This is a genomic window from Pseudonocardia asaccharolytica DSM 44247 = NBRC 16224, from assembly GCF_000423625.1.
Taxonomy (GTDB): domain Bacteria; phylum Actinomycetota; class Actinomycetes; order Mycobacteriales; family Pseudonocardiaceae; genus Pseudonocardia; species Pseudonocardia asaccharolytica.
The window spans coordinates 195354-220829 of record NZ_AUII01000002.1 but is presented as its reverse complement, the minus strand read 5'-3'; the positions used below and the strand labels follow the sequence as shown (position 1 = coordinate 220829).

Annotated in this window: 20 protein-coding genes and 2 tRNA genes; 5 read left to right on the top strand and 17 right to left on the bottom strand. The window is 70.3% G+C overall.

Features of this window, described 5'->3' with window-relative positions:
• Nucleotides 1-28: 28 nt before the first annotated feature.
• The 4 genes from G567_RS0103150 to G567_RS0103135 all read right to left on the bottom strand — a co-directional run bounded on the left by G567_RS0103150 (nt 29) and on the right by G567_RS0103135 (nt 5175).
• Nucleotides 29-2551, bottom strand: a complete 2523-nt coding sequence (locus G567_RS0103150) for a pyruvate, phosphate dikinase (protein WP_051232170.1) — start codon at nt 2549-2551, stop codon at nt 29-31.
• Nucleotides 2548-3168: a MarR family transcriptional regulator gene (locus G567_RS0103145; RefSeq protein ID WP_028928817.1), complete on the bottom strand. Its 621-nt coding sequence runs from the start codon at nt 3166-3168 to the stop codon at nt 2548-2550. The genes G567_RS0103150 and G567_RS0103145 overlap by 4 nt, the downstream gene beginning before the upstream one ends.
• Nucleotides 3169-3272: 104 nt before the next feature.
• The gene (locus G567_RS0103140; protein ID WP_028928816.1) at nt 3273-4706 is read right to left on the bottom strand and encodes a hypothetical protein; all 1434 of its coding nucleotides are present in this window, start codon (nt 4704-4706) and stop codon (nt 3273-3275) included.
• A 49-nt stretch (nt 4707-4755) separates the two neighbouring features.
• Complete coding sequence (locus tag G567_RS0103135; RefSeq protein ID WP_028928815.1) at nt 4756-5175, bottom strand: PEP-utilizing enzyme; 420 nt, start codon at nt 5173-5175, stop codon at nt 4756-4758.
• Nucleotides 5176-5412: 237 nt separating this feature from the next.
• On the opposite strand from G567_RS0103135, the gene G567_RS0103130 reads away from it, so the two are divergent.
• Nucleotides 5413-6939, top strand: coding sequence for a class I adenylate-forming enzyme family protein (locus G567_RS0103130; RefSeq protein ID WP_028928814.1), 1527 nt, complete (start codon nt 5413-5415; stop codon nt 6937-6939).
• Between the two features lie 7 nt (nt 6940-6946).
• Here G567_RS0103130 and G567_RS35345 read toward each other — a convergent pair whose 3' ends face one another.
• From G567_RS35345 to G567_RS0103100, 6 genes are all read right to left on the bottom strand, one after another.
• Nucleotides 6947-7597 carry a hypothetical protein gene (locus tag G567_RS35345; protein WP_211223830.1) on the bottom strand — a complete coding sequence of 217 codons (651 nt, stop codon included), beginning with the start codon at nt 7595-7597 and terminating at the stop codon, nt 6947-6949.
• A complete protein-coding gene (locus tag G567_RS33835; RefSeq protein ID WP_028928813.1) occupies nt 7552-8061 on the bottom strand; it encodes a hypothetical protein in 510 nt (169 codons plus the stop codon). The genes G567_RS35345 and G567_RS33835 overlap by 46 nt, the downstream gene beginning before the upstream one ends.
• Before the next feature lie 63 nt (nt 8062-8124).
• Nucleotides 8125-8197 (bottom strand) — tRNA-Arg (locus G567_RS0103115).
• Nucleotides 8198-8251: 54 nt separating this feature from the next.
• A tRNA-Ser gene (locus G567_RS0103110) sits at nt 8252-8340 on the bottom strand.
• 83 nt (nt 8341-8423) lie between these two features.
• On the bottom strand, nt 8424-10388 hold the full coding sequence (locus tag G567_RS0103105) for an acetoacetate--CoA ligase (protein ID WP_147200891.1): 1965 nt from the start codon (nt 10386-10388) through the stop codon (nt 8424-8426).
• Between the two features lie 52 nt (nt 10389-10440).
• Nucleotides 10441-11145: a dienelactone hydrolase family protein gene (locus G567_RS0103100; RefSeq protein ID WP_028928811.1), complete on the bottom strand. Its 705-nt coding sequence runs from the start codon at nt 11143-11145 to the stop codon at nt 10441-10443.
• Nucleotides 11146-11202: 57 nt separating this feature from the next.
• On the opposite strand from G567_RS0103100, the gene hisC reads away from it, so the two are divergent.
• Nucleotides 11203-12255 (top strand): histidinol-phosphate transaminase, encoded by a 1053-nt coding sequence (hisC, locus tag G567_RS0103095; RefSeq protein ID WP_028928810.1) that lies wholly within the window; start codon nt 11203-11205, stop codon nt 12253-12255.
• Nucleotides 12256-12318: 63 nt separating this feature from the next.
• On the opposite strand, the gene G567_RS0103090 is transcribed toward hisC, so the two are convergent.
• Nucleotides 12319-12591 (bottom strand): GlsB/YeaQ/YmgE family stress response membrane protein, encoded by a 273-nt coding sequence (locus G567_RS0103090; RefSeq protein ID WP_028928809.1) that lies wholly within the window; start codon nt 12589-12591, stop codon nt 12319-12321.
• Nucleotides 12592-12725: 134 nt separating this feature from the next.
• Nucleotides 12726-13418 carry a response regulator transcription factor gene (locus G567_RS0103085; RefSeq protein ID WP_245585517.1) on the bottom strand — a complete coding sequence of 231 codons (693 nt, stop codon included), beginning with the start codon at nt 13416-13418 and terminating at the stop codon, nt 12726-12728.
• Between the two features lie 277 nt (nt 13419-13695).
• On the opposite strand from G567_RS0103085, the gene G567_RS36570 reads away from it, so the two are divergent.
• Nucleotides 13696-14829, top strand: a complete 1134-nt coding sequence (locus tag G567_RS36570) for a glycoside hydrolase family 16 protein (protein ID WP_211223829.1) — start codon at nt 13696-13698, stop codon at nt 14827-14829.
• A 65-nt stretch (nt 14830-14894) separates the two neighbouring features.
• On the opposite strand, the gene G567_RS0103075 is transcribed toward G567_RS36570, so the two are convergent.
• Both G567_RS0103075 and G567_RS0103070 read right to left on the bottom strand, forming a co-directional pair.
• The gene (locus tag G567_RS0103075) at nt 14895-15647 is read right to left on the bottom strand and encodes an IclR family transcriptional regulator (RefSeq protein WP_028928807.1); all 753 of its coding nucleotides are present in this window, start codon (nt 15645-15647) and stop codon (nt 14895-14897) included.
• Complete coding sequence (locus G567_RS0103070) at nt 15644-17113, bottom strand: APC family permease (protein WP_028928806.1); 1470 nt, start codon at nt 17111-17113, stop codon at nt 15644-15646. Before G567_RS0103070 ends, G567_RS0103075 begins: the two co-directional genes overlap by 4 nt.
• A 218-nt stretch (nt 17114-17331) precedes the next feature.
• Between G567_RS0103070 and G567_RS0103065 the strand changes: the two genes are divergently transcribed.
• Nucleotides 17332-19278: a primary-amine oxidase gene (locus G567_RS0103065; RefSeq protein ID WP_028928805.1), complete on the top strand. Its 1947-nt coding sequence runs from the start codon at nt 17332-17334 to the stop codon at nt 19276-19278.
• Complete coding sequence (locus G567_RS0103060) at nt 19268-20818, top strand: APC family permease (protein WP_028928804.1); 1551 nt, start codon at nt 19268-19270, stop codon at nt 20816-20818. The genes G567_RS0103065 and G567_RS0103060 overlap by 11 nt, the downstream gene beginning before the upstream one ends.
• Nucleotides 20819-20886: 68 nt before the next feature.
• Here G567_RS0103060 and fmdA read toward each other — a convergent pair whose 3' ends face one another.
• The 3 genes from fmdA to G567_RS0103045 all read right to left on the bottom strand — a co-directional run bounded on the left by fmdA (nt 20887) and on the right by G567_RS0103045 (nt 25472).
• A complete protein-coding gene (gene fmdA / locus G567_RS0103055) occupies nt 20887-22140 on the bottom strand; it encodes a formamidase (RefSeq protein ID WP_028928803.1) in 1254 nt (417 codons plus the stop codon).
• A gap of 128 nt (nt 22141-22268) precedes the next feature.
• Nucleotides 22269-22910, bottom strand: a complete 642-nt coding sequence (locus G567_RS0103050) for an AmiS/UreI family transporter (RefSeq protein WP_028928802.1) — start codon at nt 22908-22910, stop codon at nt 22269-22271.
• A gap of 513 nt (nt 22911-23423) precedes the next feature.
• Complete coding sequence (locus tag G567_RS0103045; protein ID WP_028928801.1) at nt 23424-25472, bottom strand: M3 family metallopeptidase; 2049 nt, start codon at nt 25470-25472, stop codon at nt 23424-23426.
• Nucleotides 25473-25476: the final 4 nt, after the last annotated feature.

Below are 25476 nucleotides of genomic sequence, written 5' to 3'. Positions count from 1 at the left end.
CCCGCCGGTGCTGGTTCCCACGTGGCGGTCAGCGGGCGAGCCCGGCCTTGCCCAGCGCGAGGATGAGAGGGCGAGTCTCCGCGGCGTCCACCGCGAACCGGCGGAAGCCGAGCGCGTACAGCTGCGCTGCCGCGGTCTCGGAGACCTCGCCGGACAGCCGCATCCCGACCTTGTCGCCGGATCGGTCGGTCGCCTCGGCGACGCCCTGCAGCAGGCGCTGGACCGACGGATCCAGCGTGGTGCGCGGGTCACAGCTCAGCAAACCGCGGCGCAGATAACCGTCCAGCGGCTCGGCGGTGAGCAGCTGGCGGGCGGGGATGCCGAACATCGCAGCCTGCAGCGTGCGCACCTCGAGCCAGACGACGTCGCTGACCGCGGCGATGTCCACCGCGCCGTGCGCGGCGCGCGGGCTGGTCAGGTATGTGCCGACGGCGATCTCCGGCCCGACCTGCTCGGCGAGGGCGTGCAGTGCCCGCGCCTCGGCGGGGTCGCTGACGTGTCGGACGGCGAGATGGATGCGGGCCCCGGACCCGGACTCCCGCAGTGCCCGCCGCAGGCCCTCGAGTTGCGCCCGTACCAGCTCCGGCCGCCCGAGCGGGACCGAGAGCTCCGGGTGCCGGGTGGTGACCGCGGTCTGCTGCAGCAACTCGCGGGCCTCGTCGGCGACGAGGTCGATCGCGCGCACGCCGACCTCCACGTCGCCGGCGGCCGCCAGCAGCGGGGCGAACTCGGCCTCCACCAGGGCCGCGATTCCGCCGAAGCCGTCCGCACCCGCTCCCTGACCGAGCAACCCCTCGACCAGGCCGTCGAGGTGCCCGGTGGCGGCGAGGACGTCGTCGACGGCGGTCACCAGGCCGGCGGCGCCGGCGGCCATCGCCTCGGCGACGTCGGCGGGCAGGGTGACTCGGCTGAGCACCTCGCAACCGCTCGCCGACGTGGCGGCCGCCAGCAGCGCGGCGAGGGCGTCGGTCGCGGCCGCGGGCGTGGCCGTCGGGAACCGCCCGGCGAACAGCTCACCCGTCGATCCGTCCAGCGAGACCTCGTCCCCCTCCCTCAGCGTCCGATCACCGACGGCGAGTGTGCGGGACGCCTCGTCGACGCGGATCTCCCCCGCGCCGACCACGCAGACGGTGCCCAACGCGCGGGCGACGACAGCGGCGTGGCTGGTCGACCCGCCGGTCGCGGTGACGATGCCGCGGGACGCGATCATGCCGTGGAGGTCCGCGGGGCTGGTGACCGGCCTGGCCAGGATCACCTCGCCTCCGGCGTCGGCGGCGGCCTTGGCGCGGTCGGAGTCCAGCACGAGCGCGCCGCCGACCTGGCCGGGGCAGGCGCCGATTCCGGTCGTGAGCAGCCGGTCGCCCGAGCGGGCGCGGTCGACCTCCCCGGGATCGAATCCGGGCCGCTGCACCTGCCGGACGTGCGCGGGCGAGACGTGGCGCGTCGCCACGGCCGGTGCCGTTCCCTCGTGCAGGAAATCGGCGGCGATCCGGACCGCCGCCTCCGGCGTGCGTTTCGCGCTGCGCACCTGCAGGAAGTACAGGACCGACCGCTCGACGGTGAACTCGATGTCGAGGACGTCACCCTGGCTGCGCTCCAGCTCGGAGCATGTCGTTCCCAGCTCGTCGAGCACCGCCGGGTCGAGCGCCTCGGCGATCGGGTCGGGCGTGCGGGTGCCCGCGACAACATCCTCGCCCTGGCTGTGGGCGAGGTACTCGCCGAACAGGCCCGGTTCCCCGGTGACGGGGTCGCGCGTGAACACCACGCCGGACCCGGAGTCCGCGGACAGGTTGCCGAACACCATCGCCTGTACTACGACGGCGGTGCCGATGTCGTGCGGGATCTTGTGGTGGTCGCGGTAGGTGCGGGCCCGGCGCGTGTTCCACGAGCGGAAAACCGCCTCGACCGCGCCGAGCAGCTGGGCACGCGGGTCGTCGGGGACCGCATCGCAGGTGTCGTCGGCCAACGCGCGTTGGCAGGCGTCCCAGATCCGGTCGTAGACGGCGCCGGGATCGTCGGCGGGGGCGACCCCGGCGACCAGCTCGTCGATCCCCTCGCCGCGGTCCATCGCGCCCAACACGGTCTCTGCGTACATCGCGTGGAACCGGGCGACCAGGTCGGCGACGAAGCGCGCATCGCCCGTCGCCTCCGCCATGGCGAGCGCGGCGGCGCGGTCCAGACCGAGGTTGAGGATCGTGTCCATCATCCCCGGCATGGAGATCGGCGCCCCGGATCGCACCGAGAGCAGCAGCGGCACCGGGCCGCCGCCGAACATCTTGCCGGCGGCGCGCTCCAAGTCGGCCAGCCGGGCGAGGACCTCGTCGGCGAGGCCGGCCGGCAGCGTCCCCTCCTCCAGGTAGCGACGGCAGGCTCCGGTTCCGATGACGTAGCCGGGGGGTACCCGCAGGCCCTGCTGCGTCATCCGCGCCAGGCCGGCGCCCTTGCCGCCGAGCCAGTCGACGTCGGAGGGATCCGCCTCGGCGAAGACCCGGGTGTAGCCGGCGTCAGCGGTGCCGCCGGGACCCGTCGTCGCCACGGTGGGGCTGCTCATTCGGTTCGTTCCCGGCCGAGGGTGCGCAGCAGGTCCTCGTGGAACTCGAACCAGATGTTGTGCACCGAGTCGCGGGTCGGGGACGAGACCAGGTCGTGGTCCCCGGCGTCGATCGCGGCGAGCACGGCATCGAACCGCTCGGGATAGCGGGCGAACCGCGGGTCGTGCCCGGCCAGCGCCTCGAACAGCGGGCCCAGCCGCGTCACCAGCTTGTGCAGCCGGTCGATGACCTTCGCGTCGTAGTCCGGAGCGGAGTGGTCGTTGGCCACCTTGCGGCCACCCATATCGACCTGCTGCCAGGACGACATGGCGGTGAGGAACTGCGCGTTCGTGGTCTCGAAGCGGTCGACCAATCCGGCAACGGCGTCGTCGTCGCGCAGCGCCGCGTACCGGTCGGCGGCCGTGGCCGCCAGGGCGGACTCGGCTCCGTCGGTGGGCAGCGCCGAGCCGCCGGCGACGACCACCAGGCCGTGGTCGGCGAGAGCGGCGAGGACGTCCGAAACGACCGTCGGGTCCACACCCGAGACCGCCGTTACGGCGTCGGCCGTCGCCATCTTCTTCAGCACCACGACGTTCAGCACGTCGTAGTCCATCCTGCTCAGGGAAAGCGCTGTCACATGAGAGTCCTTCGAACGGGGACGGGCGGCGCGACGGGGCCTGCCGCGCCGCCCGTCGGGGCCGGCTTTGGGTCAGTCAGTCCGCGGCGAAGCCGGCGAGGCGCCTACAGCCAGCGGTACTTCGAGCGGCGGCGGTCAGCGTTGTCGGAGAAGGGCAGGTAGCCAGCGCCCGAGAAGATCTTGCTGGGCACCGTCTCCTGAGCGAAGCCGCGCTTGGTGATGTCGTAGTAGTAGTTGGCGATCCGCTGGTCGATCTCCCACAGGTCGTAGTCGCGGCACGCCTTGTCGTAGGTGCCGGCCAGCCGCAGGTGCGGGAGGATCATGTCCACGTAGTAGACGTACTGCCCGTTCCAGATGAGGTCCCGGCGGCACATCTTCGACGTCTTGGTGTACAGCTTCAGCGTGGCGGTCTGCACGCGGCCGAGGTGCTCGGCGAGGTCGTCGATCTTGACCGGGTACACCTCGCCCATCGGGGTGTTCCACTTCTCGCGGACGAAGACCGCGCCGGCCGTGATGGCCTCGATGTAGTTCTTCGGCCGGGTGAACGTGGTAGAGATGTCATTGACCCGGATCTCCTCCAGCCCCATCTTCTCCGGGTCGATCACGAGCGCGAGCGTGTAGCAGTGCGGAAGGCCGGCGTCCTCGCACACATCGCTCCAGTGGAAGACCTCCTCGTTGACGAACAGATCCCGCAGGATAAGCAGCTGCCCGTCCGGCAGCTCATAGGGGCCGGTGTCGCCCAGGCCGAGTCGGCAGTCGTAGTGGTCGAGGAAGGACAGCAGCTCAGCGGCCGCGTTGAATTGTGTGAACGCGCTGTGCTTCGGGCTGCCTGCCTCGAGCGCCTCGAGCTGCGGAGTGAGCTGCGCGATGAAGTCGGGCTCGTGGATCCGGCAGCGGTAGCGGTCCTGGGAGTTGAGGATGTACCCGTCCTGGCGCTTGCCCCACAGCACCCGCTGCATGAATTTGAGGATTTCGTTCGACTCCTCGATGTAGTCGTCGGGCTTGATCGCCTCGAGGGCGAGCAAGCCGCAGCGACCCATGCCGAAGCCGACGGCCCCGATGCACCAGTCGTGCACGGCGTTGACCTTGGTACCGATCTCGCGCCGCGCCGTCGCCCCGATGTCCATGATCCCCTGACCGCCGCCGACCTCGTCGGTGGTCATGCGCAGGATCTCCGGCCACCGGTAGAACTCATGCATGAAGGCCAGGATCTCGTACTCCTGGCGCGGGATCATGCCGCTGACGCCCTCCGTGGCGCGCATGACGAGCACATCCCAGATGTTCCAGGCCAGGTAGTTGTTCAGGTCGTTGAGCTCGTCGATGGTGAACTGATCGCGGAGGACGTCCTCCCTCGACACCCGCTCCAGCACGCCGCTCTTGGCGCGCGCCTTCATCATCTTGTCACCCTTGATCCCATCGGTGACGGGCTCCATGCCGACGAAGTTGCCGGTGTAGGTGAGCTCCTGGAAGCGGAGGCCGTCGTCGCCTTCGGAGTACCGCTGCTTGTAGGTCGCGCGCTTGCCCTCGGTGGTCGTCACGTCGGTCTTCTCTCCTTGTCTGCGCCTCGGGATGGGATCGGGGCCGGTCTCAGTCGTCGGCGACGACGCGTCCGACCTCGTGGTCGGTGCAGTCGAGCCGAACCCGCCGGCCGTCGAGGGCCTTCGCGATCTCCTCGAAATGGGCTTCGTCGGTGTCGCCGACGACGTAGCGGGACTCGCTGTCAGTGAGGTAGGCGGTCATGACGCAGGGCGTCTGAAACTCGCGCGAGAGAATCCCCAGGTGCGACTCCGGCGCGCCGGACATCGTGATCACGCCGATGGCGCCCATGCTCAGGGCCGGCGCGAGGAAGGTCGTGGTGCCGCCGCGCACCAGCAGGATGTGCTCGGCGAGCTTCCCGGACTGGATCAGGCTGATCACGTCCGCCGGCGAGAACAGGTACTTGACCGTACCGCTGGGGGACTTGCTGGTGTCGAAGACGTTGTAGCCTTCTGCCAGCACTTCGGCCATGGGTTCCTCCTTGAACTGGTGGGTCGTGTCCTGCCGGCGGAGCATCGGTCCGCCGCATCCGTGGTCGCCGGCGCCCGGCGTTGCGAACGTCACAGTGCCGTGGTGCACCACTCTCGCCGATGGATGGCTCGGACAAAACTGCCGGACCGTCTTGTCCGGGCCGGATAGCGGCACCGCGCGGCGCCGGACGCGAGACTTGTGGCATCGAGCACACTCGTGGCACTGAGGAGGTGCGAGATGGATGACATGGTCTCGCCCGGAGGAATCCTGCCGCATGCGGCGGAGCGGTTCGGCGACAAGGTCGCCCTGGTCACCGCGGCCCGCACGCTCTCGTTCCGGGAGCTGGACGCCGCGAGCGACCGGGTGGCCGCGGCGCTGGCCGCCCGCGGCGTGCGCCCGGGCCGCCCGGTGTCGCTGTACGCGCAGAACCGCTGGGAGTGGGTCGTCGCCTATCACGGCGCGCTCAAGGCCGGTGCGGTGGTCAACCCGGTCAACGTCATGCTCACCCCGGAGGAGCTGGCGTTCGTGCTGCGCGACTGCGCCGCCGCCGCGGTGTTCACCAGCGCCGAGCAGGCCGCCGGGGTGGTGGCACTGACCCGCGACGTGCCCGGCCTGGGCCTCGTGGTCGCCTTCGGTGAGCCTCCCGAGGGCGCGGTCGGGTTCGCCGACCTGCTGGCCGCCGACGGTCCCGTCCCGCAGGTCGCGCCGGACCCGGCGGCGCCGTCGACCATCGGCTACACCTCCGGCACCACCGGGCATCCCAAGGGCGCGATCCAAAGCCACCGCGCCGTGCTGCTCAACTGTGCGCTCACGGCCACGATGCACGGGCGCACCTCGGCGGACGTGGTCGTCACGGCGCTGCCCGCGCCGCACGTCTACGGCAATGTCGTGATCAACGGCACGTTCCTGGTCGGTGGCACCGTGGTGTTGATGGAGCGGTTTGCTCCCGCCGAGGCGCTGCGGCTGATCGGCGAGCACGCCGCGACGATGTTCGAGGGCGTGCCCGCCATGTACGCCGCGATGCTCGCCGAGCCCGCGCTGGAGACCGCCGAGCTGTCCTCGCTGACCCGGTGCACCGTCGGCGGCCAGACCATCCCGCTCTCGACCATCCGGGGCTGGCAGGAGCGCTCCGGCGCGCCGCTGATCGAGCTGTGGGGCATGACCGAGCTCGCCGGGCTGGGCACCACCCACGCGCTGCACGCCCCGCCGGTGCCCGGCTCGATCGGGGTGGCGCTGCCCGGGGTCGAGGTGCGCGTCGCCGACCTGGCCGACGTGCGCCGCGACGCGCCCCGCGGCGAGCCCGGCGAGCTGATGGTGCGCGGCCCGATCGTCATGCTCGGCTACCACGGCAACCCGCAGGCGACGGCCGAGACCATCGAGCCCGACGGCTGGCTGCACACCGGCGACATCGCCACCATGACCGACACCGGGCACGTGTTCGTCGTCGACCGCCGCAAGGACATGATCATCACCGGCGGCTACAACGTCTACCCCGCGGAGATCGAGCGGGTGCTCGCCGCGCACCCCGCCGTGGCGATGGTCGCCGCCGGCCCGGTGCCCGACTCGGTCAAGGGCGAGCTGGCCTGCGCCTACGTGGTACTCGCGGCCGGTGCGACAGCCACGGAGGAGGAGCTGATCGCGTTCGCCGGGCGCTCGCTGGCCGCCTACAAGCGCCCGCGGCTGGTCCGCTTCGTCGACGACCTGCCCAAGACCTCCACCGGAAAGATCATGCGCCGGGAGCTCATCAAGCAGTACACGCCGTAAGGCACCGCTACCGCAGTCGACCCGCTCCTGGGTATGTCCGGAGGTGCTCCGCCACATCGACCGGAAACCCAGCCCGGCGCGAACGGTACGAGCGCTCGGGGGTGACCCTCCACGGCGCGGCCGAGCCGAGCTGTCGGCCCCCGCACCCGCACGCCCCGCCTGCCGGCGAGCTCGGCGCGGCGCAGTCCGCGTCCGCTGCTGCGCGGTCAGCAGATGCTCGTCGACAAGCTGGTCGGGCCAGACCGCCGCGCGCTCGGTCGCGGGCGGTCATCCGCGTCTCGTGCTCGAGGGCCTGGCCGAGTTCCTCGAGCACGTCGCGCGACCACAGCGGGCGGAAGGTGCCGGCGTCGGCCTGCGCCAGCAGGGTGTCGGTGAGGTACTGCGGGAACAGCACGCACGTGTCGAGGAACGCCGGGAACGCCAACGACCGAACCTTCCTACCGAGTGGGCCGCGGCGTGTCGGTCGCCTCGTAGAGATCGTGCTTGCCCGCCTCGTCGACCAGCGCGTCCAGGTGCTCTCGGCGCCGAGTGCGGGCAGCTCCCACCTGATGTTGTCCGGGCCGACCAGGGCCGCGTGCCCGGGCTCGACGCGCATCGCCGCGAGCAGCTTGGTCAGGGGCTCGATCTCGTCCGGTGGGAGCACGGTGCGTTCGTGCATCGTGGATGACATCGCCGACCGCGATCCGGGTCTGCGGGATCGCGCACCTCGAGTTCGAACTCGCCGAGCCAGTCCTCACCGGGGCCGGTGTCGAACACGTCGGCGTCCAGCGCGCCGATCTTCTGCCCGCCGATCAGCGGCCGGATGTGCAGACGGGCCAGACGCCGGTAGTTCTCCACGGTGTCGCGCTCGATGTCGAGCAGCTCGAAGTGTCGGTTGAGCAGTTGGTCGACGGTCGCCTTGGTGCGCGGGTTCCGCCGCTCGTCTACCTGCCCCGCGAGACGGCGCGGAATCTTCTGTGCCTCGGCGGCGGCGCGCGGGCCGGCCGGCACGGTCTCGCGGAGGTAGTGCCGGCACTCGGTCAGCGGATCAACCCCGGCGTAGACCGACACTCGCAGCGCGCCGCGCGGGCGATGCGGGACGCGGAGGTCGTCATGAGTGATCAGCGTAGCGGTTCGCACCACGATTGATTCCACGAAGCTGAGCGGAGATCACCGGCGCGAAGCGTTTCGCCTGTTCAGAGGTAGTGCGCCCGAAGGGATTCGAACCCCTAACCTTCTGATCCGTAGTCAGATGCTCTATCCGTTGAGCTACGGGCGCGTGCTCTTCAGTTGTATCCGGCGCCTGCCGACCCGGAAGTCGGCCACACCAGCGCGGAGGCTCCGGGATTTGAACCCGGGATGGGGGTGACCCCAAACCGCATTAGCAGTGCGGCGCCATAGACCAGACTAGGCGAAGCCTCCCGGGGCCTCTCGGCCTCCAGCAGGGGTAAGAGTACACAGCGCCCGGAGACGGGTTCAAAGCGGCCCGCCTCCGGCGCCCATGATCAGGATTTCGCCAGGTCGAGAAAGGGGACAAGCGCGTCGGGGTTCTGCAGCGCGCCCCGGCTCACCGCCTTGTCCGGGGCCACGCCCGCGAGGATCTTCTTGACCGGGACCTCGCACTTCTTGCCGTTGAGGGTGCGCGGGACGGCGTCGACGACGATGAACCGGTCGGGAACGTGCCGGGGCGACAGCTCTGAGCGCAGTGCCTTGCGCAGCCCGGGCTCCACGTCCGCCACGGCAGCACCCGGCGCGAGCACCAGGAAGCACAGCAGCGCGCCCTCGTCACGGGCACCCAGCTCGGTGGTGTCGATCACCAGCGAGTCGACCACCTGCTCGAATCCCTCGACGACCGCGTAGAAGTCCGCGGTGCCCATCCGGACCCCGCCGCGGTTGAGCGTCGAGTCCGATCTGCCATATATCACGTACGAGCCGCGCGGGGTCAGCCGCACCCAGTCCCCGTGCCGCCACACCCCGGGGAAGTCCTCGAAGTAGGCCTCCCGCAGCCGGGAGCCGTCCGGGTCGTTCCAGAACGACACCGGCATCGACGGCATCGGTTTGGTCACCACGAGCTCGCCGACCTCGTCGAGCAGCTCGTGGCCCTTCTCGTCGTAGGAGACCACCGCCGCCCCCAGCGCGGCGCACGAGATCTCACCCAGCCACACCGGCACCGTCGGGGCCGACCCGACGAACGCCGCGCACAGATCCGTTCCCCCCGACACCGAGCAGATCTGGATGTGTTCCCCGACGGCGTCGCCGATCCAGCGGAAGCCCTCCACCGACAGCGGCGCCCCGGTCGAGCCGATCGCCCGCAGCGTCGAGAGGTCGAACTCGTCGCGCGGGCGCAGACCCGCCTTCAGACATGCCTGGATGAACGGCGCCGAGGTACCGAGGACACTCATCCGGTGCGCGGCGGCGAGCCGCCACAGCGCCCTGAGGTCGGGGTGGCCGGGGTTGCCGTCGAACAGCACGATGGTCGACCCGACCAGCAGCCCGCCGATGAGCAGGTTCCACATCATCCAGCCGGTCGTGGTGAACCAGAAGAACCGCTCGCCGGGCCCCAGATCGAACTGCAGCCGCAGCGCCTTCATGTGCTCGAGCACGATGCCGCCGTGTCCGTGCACGATGCCCTTGGGCAGGCCCGTGGTGCCCGAGGAGTACAGCACCCACAGCGGGTGGTCGAACGGCACCGGCTCGAACTCCAGCGGTCCGGGCTCGGCAGTGAACTCCGTCCACGGCAGGGTCTGGTCCAGGCCCTCCTCACCGAGGAAGGAGACCAGGACGGTCGCGCGCAGCGTCGGCAGCTGCTGCTGCAGCGTGGCCACGGTGGGCCGGATGTCGAACCGCTTGCCGCCGTAGAGGTAGCCGTCGACGGCGAGTAGTACCGAGGGCTCGATCTGGGCGAACCGGTCGTGCACGGCGCGGACACCGAAGTCCGGGGAGCACGACGACCACACCGCGCCGAGGCTGGCCGCGGCCAGGAACATCACCAGCGTCTCGGGCGAGTTCGGCGCCAGCGCCACCACCCGGTCGCCGCGCCCGACGCCGAGACGCACCAACCCGGCCCGCGCCCGGCCGACCAGCTCACGCAGCTCGGCATGGAGGACGTTGCGCTCGACCCCGTCTTCGCGGACGAACACGAGCGCGATGTCGGCGTCCTCGCGGCCCGGTCCCGGGGTGAGCGCGTGCTCAGCGTAGTTCAGCGTCGCCCCGGGGAACCACTCCGCTCCGGGCATCGACGGCGCCCCCAGCGTGGCGGTCGGCGCTTCGTGGAAGCGGACCCCGAGGAACTCCGCCGCCGCCGACCAGAAACCCTCGATGTCGCGGACCGACCAGGCGTGTAGCGCCGCATAGTCGGGTGCGTCGATGCTGCGGTGCTCGCGCACCCAGCGGGTGAACTCGGCGATGGCCGTCTGCTCGACCTGGTCGGGGTCGGGAGTCCAGAGAACGTCGGGGGTTCCGGTTGACATACCCGGCAGCATCCCCCGCCCGAACCTCGGCGCGCCAGGCCGGGGCGGAGATCTACCGCAGGTGCGAGTCGAACCAGTTGAGCATGCGCTGCCAGGCGTCGGCGGAGGCGTCCGGATCGGCGTCGAAGCGGTACCCGGAGTGCGGATACGTCACCAGGTCCGTCGCGACCTCCGACGACGCGGCCGCCACGCGCAGCCGCTCCATCTCGGGATCGCCTGCTCCGTCGGAGGGCCGGCCGTAGATCCCCAGCCACGGGCACGTCAAACCCGGCGCCGCCTCCACCAGCGAGGGCAGGCCCTCGGACAGCGGCGAGCTGATCCCGCCGCCCGCCACCGTGACGGCGGCACCCAAGGTGCGTTTCGCCGCGACGAGCAGGGCCACCGATCCGCCGAGGTCGAAACCGACCACACCCATCCGATCGGGGGTGATGTCGTGTTCGGCCAGCCAGCCGAACGCCGTATCGGTGTCGGCCATGACCTGCTCGCCGTCGAGGCGGTCGATCTGGTTCTGTACCTGCTCGTCGGTGTCGGCCGGGTCGAGCTCGTCGGCACCGTCGCGATGGTAGAGGTGTGGCGCGACGGCGATCCAGCCGTCGGCGGCGATGCCTGCCACCAGGTCACGCACACTGGCGGTGACCCCGCGAGCCTCATGCAGGACGACGATGCCGCCGCGTACCGAACCGACCGGTTCCGCCACGGTCAGCCGCAGGTCGCTGCCGTCGACCAGGGGTACGGTCTCCGTTCGGATCTCGGTCATACCCCCAAGCGTCGCACGCTCGACGACGCTGTACAGACCCGGTCTACGGTGAACGGCATGAGCCTGATCCGCGCCGACCTTGACAGCCTGCCGGCCTATGTGCCAGGTCGCGCCATCCCGGGCGCGATCAAGCTGGCCAGCAACGAGGTGCCCATGCCGCCGCCGCCCGCGGTGCTCGCCGCCATCGCCGAGGCGGCCGCGGGGGGCAACCGCTACCCCGATCTCGCGGTCAGCGCGCTCACGGCGCGACTGGCCGGCGCGCTCGACGTCGACGCGGACCGGATCGCGGTCGGTTGCGGCTCGGTCAGCCTGTGCCAGCAGCTCGTCCAGATCACCTGCCGGGAGCCGAGCGACGAGGTGCTGTTCGCCTGGCGCTCGTTCGAGGCCTACCCGATCGTGACGCAGATCGGCGCCGCCACCGCCCAGACAGTGCCGCTCACCGAGGACTTCCGGCACGACCTCGACGCGATGGCCGCCGCGGTCACCCCGAACACGCGGCTGATCATGGTGTGCAGCCCGAACAACCCGACCGGGACGGCGGTGGGCCGCGCCGAGTTCGAGCGCTTCCTCGCCGCCATGGGGCCCGATGTGCTGGTCGCACTGGACGAGGCCTACCACGAGTACGTCACCGATCCGGACGTCGTCGACGGACTCAGCATGGTCGACGCCCACCCGAACCTGGTCGTCCTGCGGACCTTCTCCAAGGCCTACCGGCTGGCCGGGCTGCGGGTGGGCTACGCCGTGGCCGCGGCGGACGTGGCGCAGGCGCTGCGCAAGGTGTGTTCGCCGTTCAGCATCAGTTCGGTCGCCCAGGCCGGCGCGATCGCCGCGCTCGAGGCGAAGGACGAGCTGCTGGCCTCGTGCGCGGAGATCGTCGGCGAGCGGACGCGGGTGCGCGACGCACTGATCGCCGCGGGCTACACCGTCCCGCCCACGCAGTCGAACTTCGTGTGGGTCGCGCTGGGCGCGAAGACCGCGGACTTCGCGGCGCACTGCCTGGAGCACAAGCTGATCGTGCGGCCGTTCGCGCCGGAGGGGGTGCGGATCACGGTCAGCACCCCCGAGGAGAACGACCTGCTGCTCGCGGCAGCCACCGCGTTCACCGGCTGATCGGTCCGGACGTGCGACGGCCCGGACCGGTGACCACCAGCCCGGGCCGCATCGTGCCGCGAGTCAGCTCTTGACGGCGCGCCTCGCGTAGAGGCTGGCCACCGCACCGATGGCGATGAGCGCCACGATGAGCTGGATGATGTGCTCCCACCAGTCGATTCCAGAGGTGTCGGCGATGCCGATCCCGCGGGCGATCCAGGTGCCGATGTACGCCGCCACGATCCCGACGATGATCGTCAGCCAGACCGGGATGTTCTGCTTGCCGGGCAGGATCATCCGGGCCAGAACGCCCAGGATCAATCCGATGACGATCGCACCGATAATGCTGCCGATCATTACTGTGCCTCCCGACTGTGATCGGATCGCGTCCGGTGACGCTCCGCGTTGGCACTGGTTAGCACAGGTTTCCCGGCACTGCAGCACGAAAAACGCGGTAGAGGCGGAAGAGTTACCTGGCCGTTTCCGAGCGGTCAACCCTCGAGAACGTATCCGGCTCCGCGGACGGTTCGAATACGTTCCGGGCCGATCTTCCGCCGGAGATAGGAGATGTAGACCTGCACGAGGTTGGCCGAGGCGGGTTCGGACCACACCTGGCTGGCCAGCCGCGCGTGCGAGACGACGGCACCGGGTTCGGCGAGCAGCGCCATCAGCAACGCAAACTCGGTGGGCGACAACGCGACCGGGCGCCCGTCGACCGTCACTTCACCGAACTCGGTGTCGACGGCGACCTCGCCCTGGCGCAGCACGATCGGGACCGTGTCGGCGCCGAGGCGCAACCGTAGCCGGATGCGCGCCGCCAGCTCGTCCATCGCGAAGGGGCGCAGCAGGTAGTCGTCGCGGTCGGCACGCAGCAGGCCGAGCAGGCCGCTCCGGCGCTCCCGCGGGGTCACCGCGATGACCGGGACGTTCGGCGCCTCGGCCTGGAGCGCGGCGAGCACCGCGTTCTGATCGGGGCCGGGGAGTTCAACGTCGAGCACGACGAGCGCCGGTTCGCCGCCGCGCACGGCATCGAGGACACCGATGCCGTCGCTGACCAGGCTGACCCGCACCCCTTCGGAGCGGAGGCCGCGCAGCACGGAGGCGGACGCGGCGGTCGGGGGCAGCGCCAGCAGGACGTGGTCGTACGGGGGCACGGACGAGCGCGCCGACACAGATGTGGGCACGGCCGTGGACGCACCCCCCGGGGGAGCAGCGGGGAGCATCGACGCAAGCTTCTCGCGAGAAGCCCTCAATAACAATCGGCTAACGGTACGACCGGCGGTGAGCACGCGACGAACGGTCGAACCTGAGAGTCGCACTACTCCGTTCGGTGGGCGATCTGTACCTAAACGGGCGGTTGATCGCTTTCCGGCGCCACGCGATGTCCTCTCGTCGAGAGCGCGCAACCTGGGCTCTCAGGTTTGTCGATCACGGCTGGTGACCTTCCTACTGTTCCCGGTCATGCGACGGAAACCTTCCGCTGCGGATGATCGGCTCGACCCCCGCGAGCTGATCGCACGGATCACCGCAGAGCACGGCTCCCCAGTGCCCTCCGGCCGTCACCACCGGCGAGGATCCACCGCCGACGTCGAGGTCGAGACCGCTCCCCCGGCACGACGCTCCGCCCTGCGCAAGCTCACCCCGCTCGCCGTCGGCGCGGCCGCCATGGTCCTCGCCACGACGATCATGACAGCCGTCCAGCCGGCCGGCCAGGCCAGCCCCGAGCTCAACGCCGCGCTGGCCTCCAACGGCGCCGTGAGCAGCGCCCCGGGCAGCAGCACCGCCGCGAGCACCGCACCGGAAACCTCCCCGCCCGCCAGCTCCGCCCTCGCGCCGGGAACCGCCGCGGCGACCGAGGCCCGGGAGCGTGCCACCAGCCGAGCGACCCCCCGCCCCACCGCCGCGACCACGAACGGCGGCGCCGCCGCGAGCGCCGGGGGCGGCGAGCGCGCGGCAACGGCCGGCGCGGGAACCCAGGCGGCCGTCGTCAAGGGCTGGAAGCTCGTCGGTGGCGACGAGTTCAACGGCGGCCTCTCCGGCAGATGGGTCAAGTACGACGGTGCCGGGCACGCCGGCAACGGCCGCCGCTCGGCCGGTGCGATCAGCGTCGAGAACGGGTCCCTGGTCATCCGGGGCGACTCGAACGGCACGACCGGCGGCATGGCCTGGGCTGAGGGCCAGCGGTACGGCAAATGGGAGATGCGCGCGAAGTTCCCCGCGGGCGACCGACAGTACCACCCCGTGCTGATCCTGTGGCCCACCGACATGGGCTGGCCGGAGGGCGGCGAGGTCGACTTCGCCGAGACGACCAGCGCGTCGAACGACGTGTCGTTCTTCCTGCACTACGGCTCGAGCAACCAGCAGAAGTACGCGAAGAAGGCCCTCGACATCACGCAGTGGCACAACTACGCCGTCGAATGGACCCCGCAGGGGATCACCGGCTATATCGACGGTGTGCCGTGGTTCTCCAGCAGCGATCCGAGCACGCTGCCGCCCGGCAAGATGCACCCCACCATCCAGCTCGACTACTTCCCGAACGGTGGCTCCCCGAAGCCGTCCGAGATGTACGTCGACTGGATGCGCATCTACGCATAACCGCCCGTCCCACCCCCTGTGAGTGCGTAACAGTGTTAGAACACTGTTACGCACTCACAGGGCCGTCAGGCCAGGAGGGGCGCGAGACGTTCGGCGTGGTCGCGCATCAGGCCGATCAGTTCCTCGTTCGACTCGGCCACCCGGTGCGCGGGTCCGCACAGCGCGAGCCCGGCCACCAGCATCCCGGTGCCGGGTCCGCGCACCGGTACGGCGAGACACCCCCGATCCGCGCGCAGCTCCCCGCACTGCCGGGCCAGCCCCGCCTCGGCGATGCCGTCGAGCTGCGCGGACAGTTCCGCCCCGCTGGTCACGGTGAACTCGGTGAACCGGCGCAGATCCCGCACCAGGGCCCGCCAGTCGGGCTGTTCGGCGAGCAGTAGCTTGCCCAGCGCGGTGACCTGCGGGTATCGCGCGAGGACGTGGCCGTCGCTGGGCGGATGGTCCGGGTCCGGATCGATGAGGGTCACCTGCCCGGCCGAGAACGAGGCCAGGTGCACCCCCCAGCGGACCATGCCGCGCAGATGGTCGACGACCGTGCGCGCCGCCGTCGACAGGGCCGGGGCGACTGCTGGCGACAGCCGGGCGGCGCGGCGGCCGAGCGCGAATCCGCGCAGGTCGGGCAGCCGCACCAGATACTCCTCGGCGACCAGCAGGTTGAGCAGCCGGTATGTCGTCGCCTGCGGGAGCTTGAGCGCCGCGGAGATCTCCTTGGCTGTCACCCCGGACCCCGATGCGACGACCTCCTCCAGCACGGCGAGCGCGCTGCGCACCGCGCGGGGCTGGCGCCCGGACAGCGGCGCCGGGTCGAGCGACGTCACCGGATGCCCACCTGCCGCTCGTCGAACACGTCGGCCGCGACGGTCTCGTCGTACGCACCGATCCCGGCCAGCCGATCCGGGCGCCGCAGCCGCAGCCAGACCAGCCAGACCGCGCCGACGACGACCAGCAGACCGGCCACGATCGGCAGCGGCCGTCCCAGCGATGACACCACGAACGCGATCAGCACCACAAGCAGGATCGGCACGATCACCGCGGTCACCACGACCGGCGGCGTGGTCAGCTCACCGATGCGGCGCAAGAACAGCGGCGCGGCCAGGCAGACCAGTAGATAGGCCACCAGGTAGCCGACGGTCGCCACGGTGAGCAGCTCGCTGAGCACCCGGCCGGCGGGCATTCCCAGCGCCAGCAGCAGCGCGGGCACACCGGCCGCGATCGGCAGCGCGACGGCGATCGCGACGTGCGGGGTCCGGTAGCGGCGGTGCGTCGCACCGAAGGCGGCGGGCGCGATGCCGTCGCGGGCCATCGAGAACAACACCCGGACCAGCGCGCTGCCGGTGGCCAGGGCGCAGGCGAAGAACGACATCGCGATGCCGAGGTCGAGCAGCACCGACAACCACAGTCGGCCATGCGCGGCTGCCAGCTGCGGCACCGGCTCGGTCTGCCCCGCCAGCCCGCCCGGGACATCGGCGAAGCCCACGACCTGCGTGTAGGCGGCGAACAGGTAGAGCAATCCGGATATCCCCGCGGTCCACTGCACCGCCCGCGGGATCGTCTGGAACGGCCTGCGCGCCTCGACCCCGAGCGCGGTCGCCGCCTCGAACCCGATGAACGCGGCCAGCGCGGGGAGCACGCCCGCGGCGATGCCACCGAGCCCGGGGCCGGGGACCGCGTCGGCCGGCGGGACGCCGGACGATCCCTCGGAGCCGAGCAGCACGGCGAAGATCAGCACCATCAACGAGATCGAGATGGCCTCGACCAGCAGCACCACGCGCGCCGAGAGCCGCACCCCGACCAGCGCGAGGGTCACGGCCAGGATCGCGAGCGCACAGACAGCGGTCACCAGCACCGGCCGCGAACCCGGCGCTCCGAGTCCGGCACGGACGATCAGGGTGTCGAGGTATATCGCCGCACCGGCCAGCGCGGCCATCGCCAGCGCGCCGTACCCGACCAGCAGCGCCACGCCGCAGCCGAACGCCCAGCCCGGACCCAGGCCTTTCGCGGTGAGGCTGTAGAGCGAGCCGGCCGCGGCCATCCGCCGGGTGAACCGGCCGATGCAGGTCCCGATGAGCAGCGCCAGGACCGTGGCCACCAGGAACGACCATGTTGTCGCCGGACCCGCGGTCGCGGCGACGATCACGGGAGTGGCGGACATGGCGGCGGCGGGCGCTGCACCAGAGACCGACTGGGCGAACACGTCGAGCGGGCCGAGGTGGCGTCGGGCCAGCCCGTGAACGGGGGACCGCAGGCGCAGCTCGGCCAGTATCCGCCCGGAATCCTGCTGCATCATTGCTCCTCGCGCCCGCGTCGGCCGGACACGTTAACCCCGTTACGCTGCGCAGCGGCAGCTGCACGCGTCGAATGAGAAAAATCACACGGGTCTTCCCGGGTAGTGAGAGTGATCACACCACGCTTTCGCGTGACGGATGATCGGCCTTTGACCTCGCCCGGACGGGCGGCGACCGTCTGCGACCAGTCCCGTCGTCGCATACGGAGGAACCCGCCATGACCATTGCCGAAACCCCGGCGGCCACCGACCTCGGCGTCGCCCACCCGCTCGAGCTCACGACCGAGGCCGAGGTGGTGCGGGCCAGGGAGGTGCTCGCCGAGGCGGGCCTGCTGGGCCAGAATGTGCGATTCGCGTTCTTCGCGAACGAGGAGCCGGCCAAGGCCGAGGTGCTCGCCCATCGCGACGGGGCTCCGGCGGACCGCCGATTCCGGGCGGTGCTGCTGGATCTGGCAACCGGTCTGTCGACCGACAACGTCGTGTCGGTGACCCGCGGTGAGGTGCTGAGCAGCCGCGAGATCGACCCGCCGCGCGAGGGTCAGCCCCCGATCATCGACGCCGAGTTCGAGATGATCGAGGACGTCCTCAACGCCGACGCCGACTGGGTGGCCGCGCTGCGCCGCCGCGAGATCGACCCGGCCTCGGTGCGGGCGGTGCCGCTCTCGGCCGGCGTCTACGACTACCCGGAGGAGATCGGGCGGCGCATCGTGCGCGCCTTCGGCTTCCGGCAGGACCACGAACGCGACCACCCCTGGGCGCACCCGATAGACGGGCTGGTCGCCTACGTCGACCTGACCAGCCGTCAGGTCACCCGCGTGATCGACCATCAGGAGCTGCCGGTACCGCAGACCCCCGGCAACTTCGACGATCCACAGCAGGTCGGCCCGCAGCGCACCACCCTGAAGCCGATCGAGATCACCCAGCCCGAGGGGCCCAGCTTCACCGTCGAGGGCAACCGGGTGCGCTGGGAGAAATGGGACCTGCGGATCGGGTTCAACGAGCGCGAAGGCCTGACCCTGCACCAGATCAGCTTCGACGGCCGCCCGATCATCTACCGCGCGTCGGTGGCCGAGATGGTGGTGCCCTACGCCGACCCGTCACCGGTGCGGTTCTGGCAGAACTACTTCGACTGCGGCGAGTACATGTTCGCCCGCTATGCCGACTCGTTGCAGCTGGGTTGTGACTGCCTCGGCGAGATCCACTACCTGGACACGGTGATCGCCGACGACCTCGGCAACCCGCAGACGATCAGCAACGCGATCTGCATGCACGAGGAGGACTACGGCGTCCTCTGGAAGCACTCCGACATGTTCACCGGCAGCCGCGAGGTCCGCCGCCAGCGTCGGATGGTGTTCTCCTTCTTCACCCCGATCGGCAACTACGACTACGGCTTCTACTGGTACCTCTACCTCGACGGCACGATCCAACTCGAGGTCAAGGCCACCGGGATCGTGTTCACCTCGGCCTACCCGGAGGGCGGTTCACCGTATGCCACCGAGGTCGCGCCGGGGCTGGGTGCCCCGTACCACCAGCACATGTTCTCCGCGCGCCTGGACATGACCGTCGACGGCGTGCGCAACGCCGTCGAGGAGGTCGAGGCGCTGCCGATGCCGATGGGCCCGGACAACCCGCGCGGCAATGCGTTCCGCCAGTCCCGGACCCGGCTGCGCCGGGAGTCCGACGCGCAGCGCACCGCCGACCAGTCCCGCGTGCGGACCTGGCACATCATCAACCCGGAGGTGACCAACCAGTTCGGCAAGCCCGTCGGCTACGCGCTGCTTCCCGAGGGCAAGGCCGCGCTGCTGGCCGACGACGCGTCGTCCATCCACGCCAGGGCCACCTTCGCCACCAAACACCTGTGGGTGACCCGGTACGACCCGGCGCAGCGCTACCCCGCAGGAGACTTCGTCAACCAGAACCCGGGAGGCGCCGGGTTGCCCGTCTGGGTGCAGGCCGACCGGAGCGTCGACGGCGAGGACATCGTCGTCTGGCACAGCTTCGGCACCACGCACTTCCCGCGGCCGGAGGACTGGCCGGTGATGCCGGTCGACTACACCGGTTTCACGCTCAAGCCGGTCGGGTTCTTCGACCGCAACCCCGCCCTCGACGTGCCGCCCAGCCGGGGTGGGCATTGCTCCATGAACGGGGACTCCGATGGCGACTGACGCCAGCTCCGCCCCGATCGGCGCCCCATCCGGCGCCCCGGAGCCGACGCGGGCATTCCATAAGGCACTGGGTCTGCGCGACGTCATCGCGCAGAGCCTCTCGGTGATCGCGCCGGCGATGTCGGGAGCGTTCCTGACCTACCTGGCCTCCACCAAGGCAGGTGGTGCGACACCGCTGGCCTACCTGCTGGGCACGCTGGCGATGCTGTGCGTCGGGTCGGTCGTCGCCCAGTTCGCCCGCTCGCTGTCCTCGGCCGGGTCGATGTACACCTACATCACCCGGGGCGCGAACCGCGGCCTGGGTTTTCTGGGTGGCTGGTGCTACGCCGCCGCGTTCCTGATCCTGGGCGGCGCCGTGCTGTGCGGCTTCGGCTTCTTCACCGCCAGCCTGGTCGAACTGCTCGCCGGGACGAGCCCGCAGTGGTACTGGTTCTCGCTGGCCGGGCTCGTCGTGATCGCGCTGATGAGCATGTTCAACATCCAGGTCTCGACCCGGACCCAGCTCGCGATCCTGCTCGTCACGATGGCGGCGCTGCTGATCACCGCTGTCGTGGTGATCTCGATCGGGTCGCCGTCGGTCAGCGTGTTGGACAGGTCCACACCGGTCGCCGACGCCGGGGCGAGCCTCGACCTCGGCGCGTTCTGGCCGTCGGCCGCCGGGGTGCCATGGACCGGCATCCTGTTCGGGCTGAGCTTCGCGATGCTGTCGTTCACCGGCGCCGAGGCGAGCGCGGTGCTGTCGGAGGAGACCCGCAACCCCCGGCAGGTGATCCCCAAGGCCGTGGTCGGCTCGATCGTGGTGGCCGGCCTGTTCTACCTGGTGGTCACCTACGCCACCTCGATCGGCTTCGGGGTGCGGCAGGCTGCGACCGACTGGCCCGCCTCGGTGGCCGGGCTGGCGGCCGTCGCCCCGAACACGGTGTTCGCCGCCGTCGTGCTGGGGTGTGCCGCGCTGGCCAGCCTGTTCTGCGCGCTGGGCGTGCACATCGCGGTGTCGCGGGTGCTGTTCGCGATGGGGCGGGAGCGGGTGCTGCCGCATTGGCTGGGCACCTTGCACCCGCGGTGGAAGACCCCGTGGCGGGCGATCGGGCTGGACCTCGCGGTCTGGGTGGTGCTGGCCGGCGGGTCGGTGCTGCTGACCAGCCGGGAGACCCAGGTCGCGCTGGCCGGCGGCGTCGACGGACCGATCACCGGCGGGGTGTTCGTGTTCACCTTCCTGGCCGGCATCGGCACCCCGCTGGTGATGGCGGTGTACCTGATGTTGGGTATCGCCGGGGTCACCCACGGCACCCGTACAGGCAAGCTCGGCTTCCAGACCGCGGGGGCGCTGGCCGCGCTCGTCGGGGCGCTGGCCGTGTTCGGCAGCCTGTACTACTCGTTCGTCGAACCCGCCCCGGGAGCCGGCATCCCGGCGCTGGTGGCGATCGTCCCGTGGGTCTGCCTCGGGATCGCCGCGGTCGGTGCCATGGTCGCCACCTGGATCCGGCGCTTCCGCACCACCGACTGGGCGGACATGGGGACGATATTCGACGAGGTCTAACCCCCTGTGAGTGCGTAACAGTGTTCTAACACTGTTACGCACTCACAGGCCGGCTGGCCAGGGGTTGGTCAGAAGCTGGCCTTCGGCACACCCTGACCGGGATCGATCTGGTGCGGACCGCCCGGTCCGGGGCGGACATCGAAGTCGAAGATCGCGGTCGGGATGTAGACCGTCGAGCACGAGTTGGGGATGTCGACCACCCCGGAGAGCCTGCCCTCGATCGGTGCCGCCCCCAGGATCATGTACCCCTGCTCCGGCGTGTAGCCGAACTTGGTCAGGTAGTTGATCGCGTGCAGACAGGCCCGCTGGTAGGACAGATGCGAGTCGAGGTAGCGCTGCTCGCCGTCGAGCGTCACCGACGTGCCGGAGAACGCCAGCCACTGGCTGTACTGCGGGTCGGTGTTGCCCGGCATGAAGATCGCGTTCTCGGCGACACCATAGGTCTGCATCCCGCCCTTGATCAGGTCGACGTGCAGGTCGATGAACCCTCCCATCTCGATCGCGCCGCAGAAGGTGATCTCGCCGTCACCTTGGGAGAAGTGCAGGTCCCCCACCGACAGCTTCGCCCCGTCGACGTAGACCGGGTAGAAGATCCGGGACCCCTTCGTCAGATTCTTGATGTCCTGGTTCCCGCCGTTCTCCCGCGGCGGCGCCGTCCGGGCGGCCTCGGCGGCGACCCGGTCGAACTCGGCCCCGGCCAGGCTGCCCAGGATTGCCGAGTCGGGGTTGGGTGGCAGCGCCAGCGGCGGCACCCGGTCGGGGTCGGTGTCGATGAGCGCCTGCTCGCGGGCGTTCCACGTGCGGAGCAGTTCGGCCGAGGGCGCGGTGCCCATCAGACCCGGGTGGACGATGCCGGTGAAGGAAACCCCGGGCACGTGCCGGGACGTGGCGACCTGACCGCGGAAGTCCCAGACCACCTTGTAGGCGTCCGGGAACTGGTCGGTGAGAAAGCTTCCGCCGTTGCGCTTCGCGAAGATGCCGGTGTACCCCCAGCCCTGGCCTGCCAGCGGCCCGGAGTCCTCCTGCGGGATCGGCCCCACGTCGACGATGTCCACGATCAGCAGGTCGCCCGGCTGGGCTCCCTCCACCGCGATCGGCCCGGACAGCGTGTGCACGCTCGGCAGCGGCGCGTTCAGGATGTCCTCGGCGGAGTCATCGTTCTGGATAGCCCCGTCGAACCATTCCCGGCAGTGCACCCGGAATACGTCGCCCGGCTTGACCTGGACCTGAGCCGGGATATCCGGGTGCCACCGGTTGTGGCCGACGATCTGCTGGTCGGTGAACTTCTTGTTCGAATCGAGCGGGAACACGACTTCGGGCATTTGCTGTCCTTCGACTCGACGTTCGCGGCCGCCGGGATGCGGTCGCGTCTTCGGGACGCCCGGGCCACCGCGGCCCGGGCGCCGTCACGGACGCGTCGCGTCCGCGAGATTGCGGATCCGTGGCGGGGTCAGCTGTGGCTCTCGGCCACGGTGTGACGGCTTTCGGGCGAGACGGTGAGCTGGCTGGGACGCATCCGCATCCACAGCGCGCCGAACACGACGACACCGAAGATGGCCAGTGCGATCGCGGTCGTCGCGTCGGCCCGCCCCCACTGTCCGGTGAGCAGCAAGAACGCCGGGATCGCCCCGGTGACCCAGCCCTGGATCGCGGTGACCGCACCCGTATAGCGGGTGATCGGCTCCATCTTGCGACCCAGCAGCAGGAAGAACAGGAACCAGAGGAAGGCCCAGTACAGCCAGATCACCCCGAAGGCGTTGTCACCCACCTGGAAGAAGTTCAGCCCGGAGTACGCCAGCGCGCAGACGGCGACGAAGGCGGAGAAGTAGCCGACGCCGGTGCTGTCCAGGTCGGCGAGCAGGTTGAACGCGACGTAGAGGTAGGTGAACCCGAACAGGTACAGCCCGGAGGCGTTGAGGACGATGGCCGGGTCGCCCTGGGCAGTGAAGATCAGATAGGTAGGGGTGACGACCTGGAGCAGCCCGACGAACAGGTTGAGCGGGGCGGCCGCACGGGCGTCGACCCAACCCAGCAGCATTACTCCGTTGAGGAACAGCACGGCTCCGACATAGAGCAGCCCCACGCTGGCCATGGACGTCCACCTCTCTGGTCACGAGTACGGCATCCGGCCGGGACTCGGCCGGTCAGGACGGCCTCGCGTCCTATTTCCGCGACGGCTGAAGACCGGCGAAAGGACGTTTTCGATGCCGGGGCGCTGCTATTTCTGGATCGCTGAATAGATCGGTGGCATGGTATTTTCCGACCCCGTTGACGGCACATCGGTACTGATACGTCGCCATAACCGGCCAGCCCCCTTTGGCAACCGTCGGCACTGCAACCGAATGCGGATCCACACCGAGTGTGGTCAGGTGACGCAGGCCACGTCAATAGCCCGTTTGATGTAGCGAGCATGATCGTTTCTGCAGCTCAGCGGGCTCGGAAACGGCTGGCCACAAGGACGTAAAATCACAGATCAGCGCCCGTCCTGACTGGAATTCACAGCTGTAATCCGACTGCATGAAAACGATTGTCAACAGGTTTGGCAGATCCATTCTGGACGATGCGGCACCGGCGCCGGCCCGGAGCCGGGATCAGCCCGCGAGTATCAACTGAGGCCGCGGCGGGCCAGCAGCGGGGCGATCTCGGGATCGCGGCCGCGGAAGGCGCGGTAGGCCTCCATCCCGTCGACGCTGCCGCCCTTGGCCAGCAGCGCGCGCCGGAACGCGTCGCCCAGCTCACGGCGCAACCCACCGTTCTCCCTGAACCACTCGACCGTGTCGGCGTCGAGGACCTCCGACCAGATATAGGAGTAGTAGGCCGCGCTGTAGGCACCGGCGAAGATGTGGTTGAAGTAGGTGCTTCGGTAGCGTGGCGGCACCACGGACAGCGCCACCCCGGCTTTGGCCAAGGCTTCGGCCTCGAAGCGCTGCACGACATCGTCTCCGTCGAACTCGTCGTCGGCACCGAGGCTGTGCCAGGCCAGATCGAGCAGCGCGGCGGCGAGGTATTCCAGGGTCGCGAAGCCCTGGCCGTACCGGCGCGCGCCCAGCAGCCGCTCGACCAGCTCCGGCGGCATCGGCTCACCGGTCTGGTGGTGCCGGGCGTAGTTGGCCAGTACCTCCGGCCACACCGACCACATCTCGTTGACCTGTGACGGGTACTCGACGAAGTCGCGCGGCACGTTCGTGCCGGAGAATCGGGGATGGCGCACATCGGACAGCAGCCCGTGCAGGGCGTGCCCGAACTCGTGGAACAACGTCCTGACCTCGTCGAACGTCAGCAGCGTCGGCTCGCCCGCGGGCGGTTTCGCGATGTTGAGCGTGTTCATCACGACCGGCCGTGTGCCCAGCAGATGCGCCTGCGCCACGAGCGCGTTCATCCAGGCGCCGCCGCGTTTGGTCTCGCGGGCATACAGGTCGGCGCCGAACAGCCCGAGCGGGCCCTCGGCGTCGAAGACCTCCCAGACCCGCACGTCCTCGTGGTACATGGGCAGGTCGCGGCGCTCGACGAAACGCAGCCCATACAACCACCCGGCGGCATGGAAGACGCCGTCGTGCAGCACCCGATCGAGCTCGAGGTAGGGACGCAACGTGGTCACGTCGAGGTCGTAGCGCTCGCGGCGGACCTGTTCGGCGTAGTACCCCCAGTCCCACGGGGCGAACTCGTGTCCGCTCCCGGTGGCGTCGACCGCGGCCTGCAGCTCGACCGCCTCGGTCTCCGCGTTCGCCACCGCCGCCGGGACCAGCCCGGCCAGCAGCGCCGTCACGTTCTCGACGGATCCCGCCGTGCTGTCCGCGATCACATACTCGGCGTGGTTGGCGAACCCCAGCAGCCGGGCGCGTTCGGCGCGCAGCGCCACCAGCCGCAGCACGAGCTCGCGCGTGTCATTGTCGTTGCCCCGCGCGCCCCGCGAGGCCGAGGCGTCGAACAGCCGGGCACGCAGTTCCCGGTCGGTGAGCGACGCCAGCGCGGGCTGCCCGGTCGGCAGGACCAGGGTGAGCAGGTAACCGTCGCGCCCGCGAGCCGTCGCGGCCGACGCCAACCCAGCGATCGCATCGGGCGGCAGACCGTCGAGCCGCGCGGGATCGTCGACCGCCACGGCCGAATCGTTCATCTCGGCCAGCAATCGGGTACCGAACACCGTGGACAGCGTCGACAGCTCGGCGTTGAGCGCGCGCAGGCGCTGCTGGTCCGCCTCGCCGAGCTCGGCCCCGGCGCGGACCGCGTCGAGGTGGTAGCGCTCCAGCAACCGCAGCGACTCGGGGTCGAGGTCGAGCGCGTCACGCCGGTCGTGCAGGTCGCGGATGCGCGCGACGAGCCGTGGGTCGAGCTCGATGGCGTCGCGGTGCGCGGCCAGCCGCGGTGCGATCTCGGCTTGGAGTTGTTCGATGGCCGAGTTCGTGTGGGCGCTGGCCCGGCCGAAGAACACGGCGGAGACCCTGGTCAGCACCTGTCCGGAGCGCTCCAGGGCCACGATCGTGTTCTCGAACGTCGGCGGCTGCGGGTTCGCGGCGATGTCCTCGACCTCGGCGCGCTGCTGCGCCATCCCGTGCTCGAACGCGGGCAGATAGTGCTCGTCGATGATCCGGCGGTAGTCGGGTAGCTGGTAGGGCAGGGGACTCGGCGCCAGGAACGGGTTGTCCGCCACGGTCATCAGA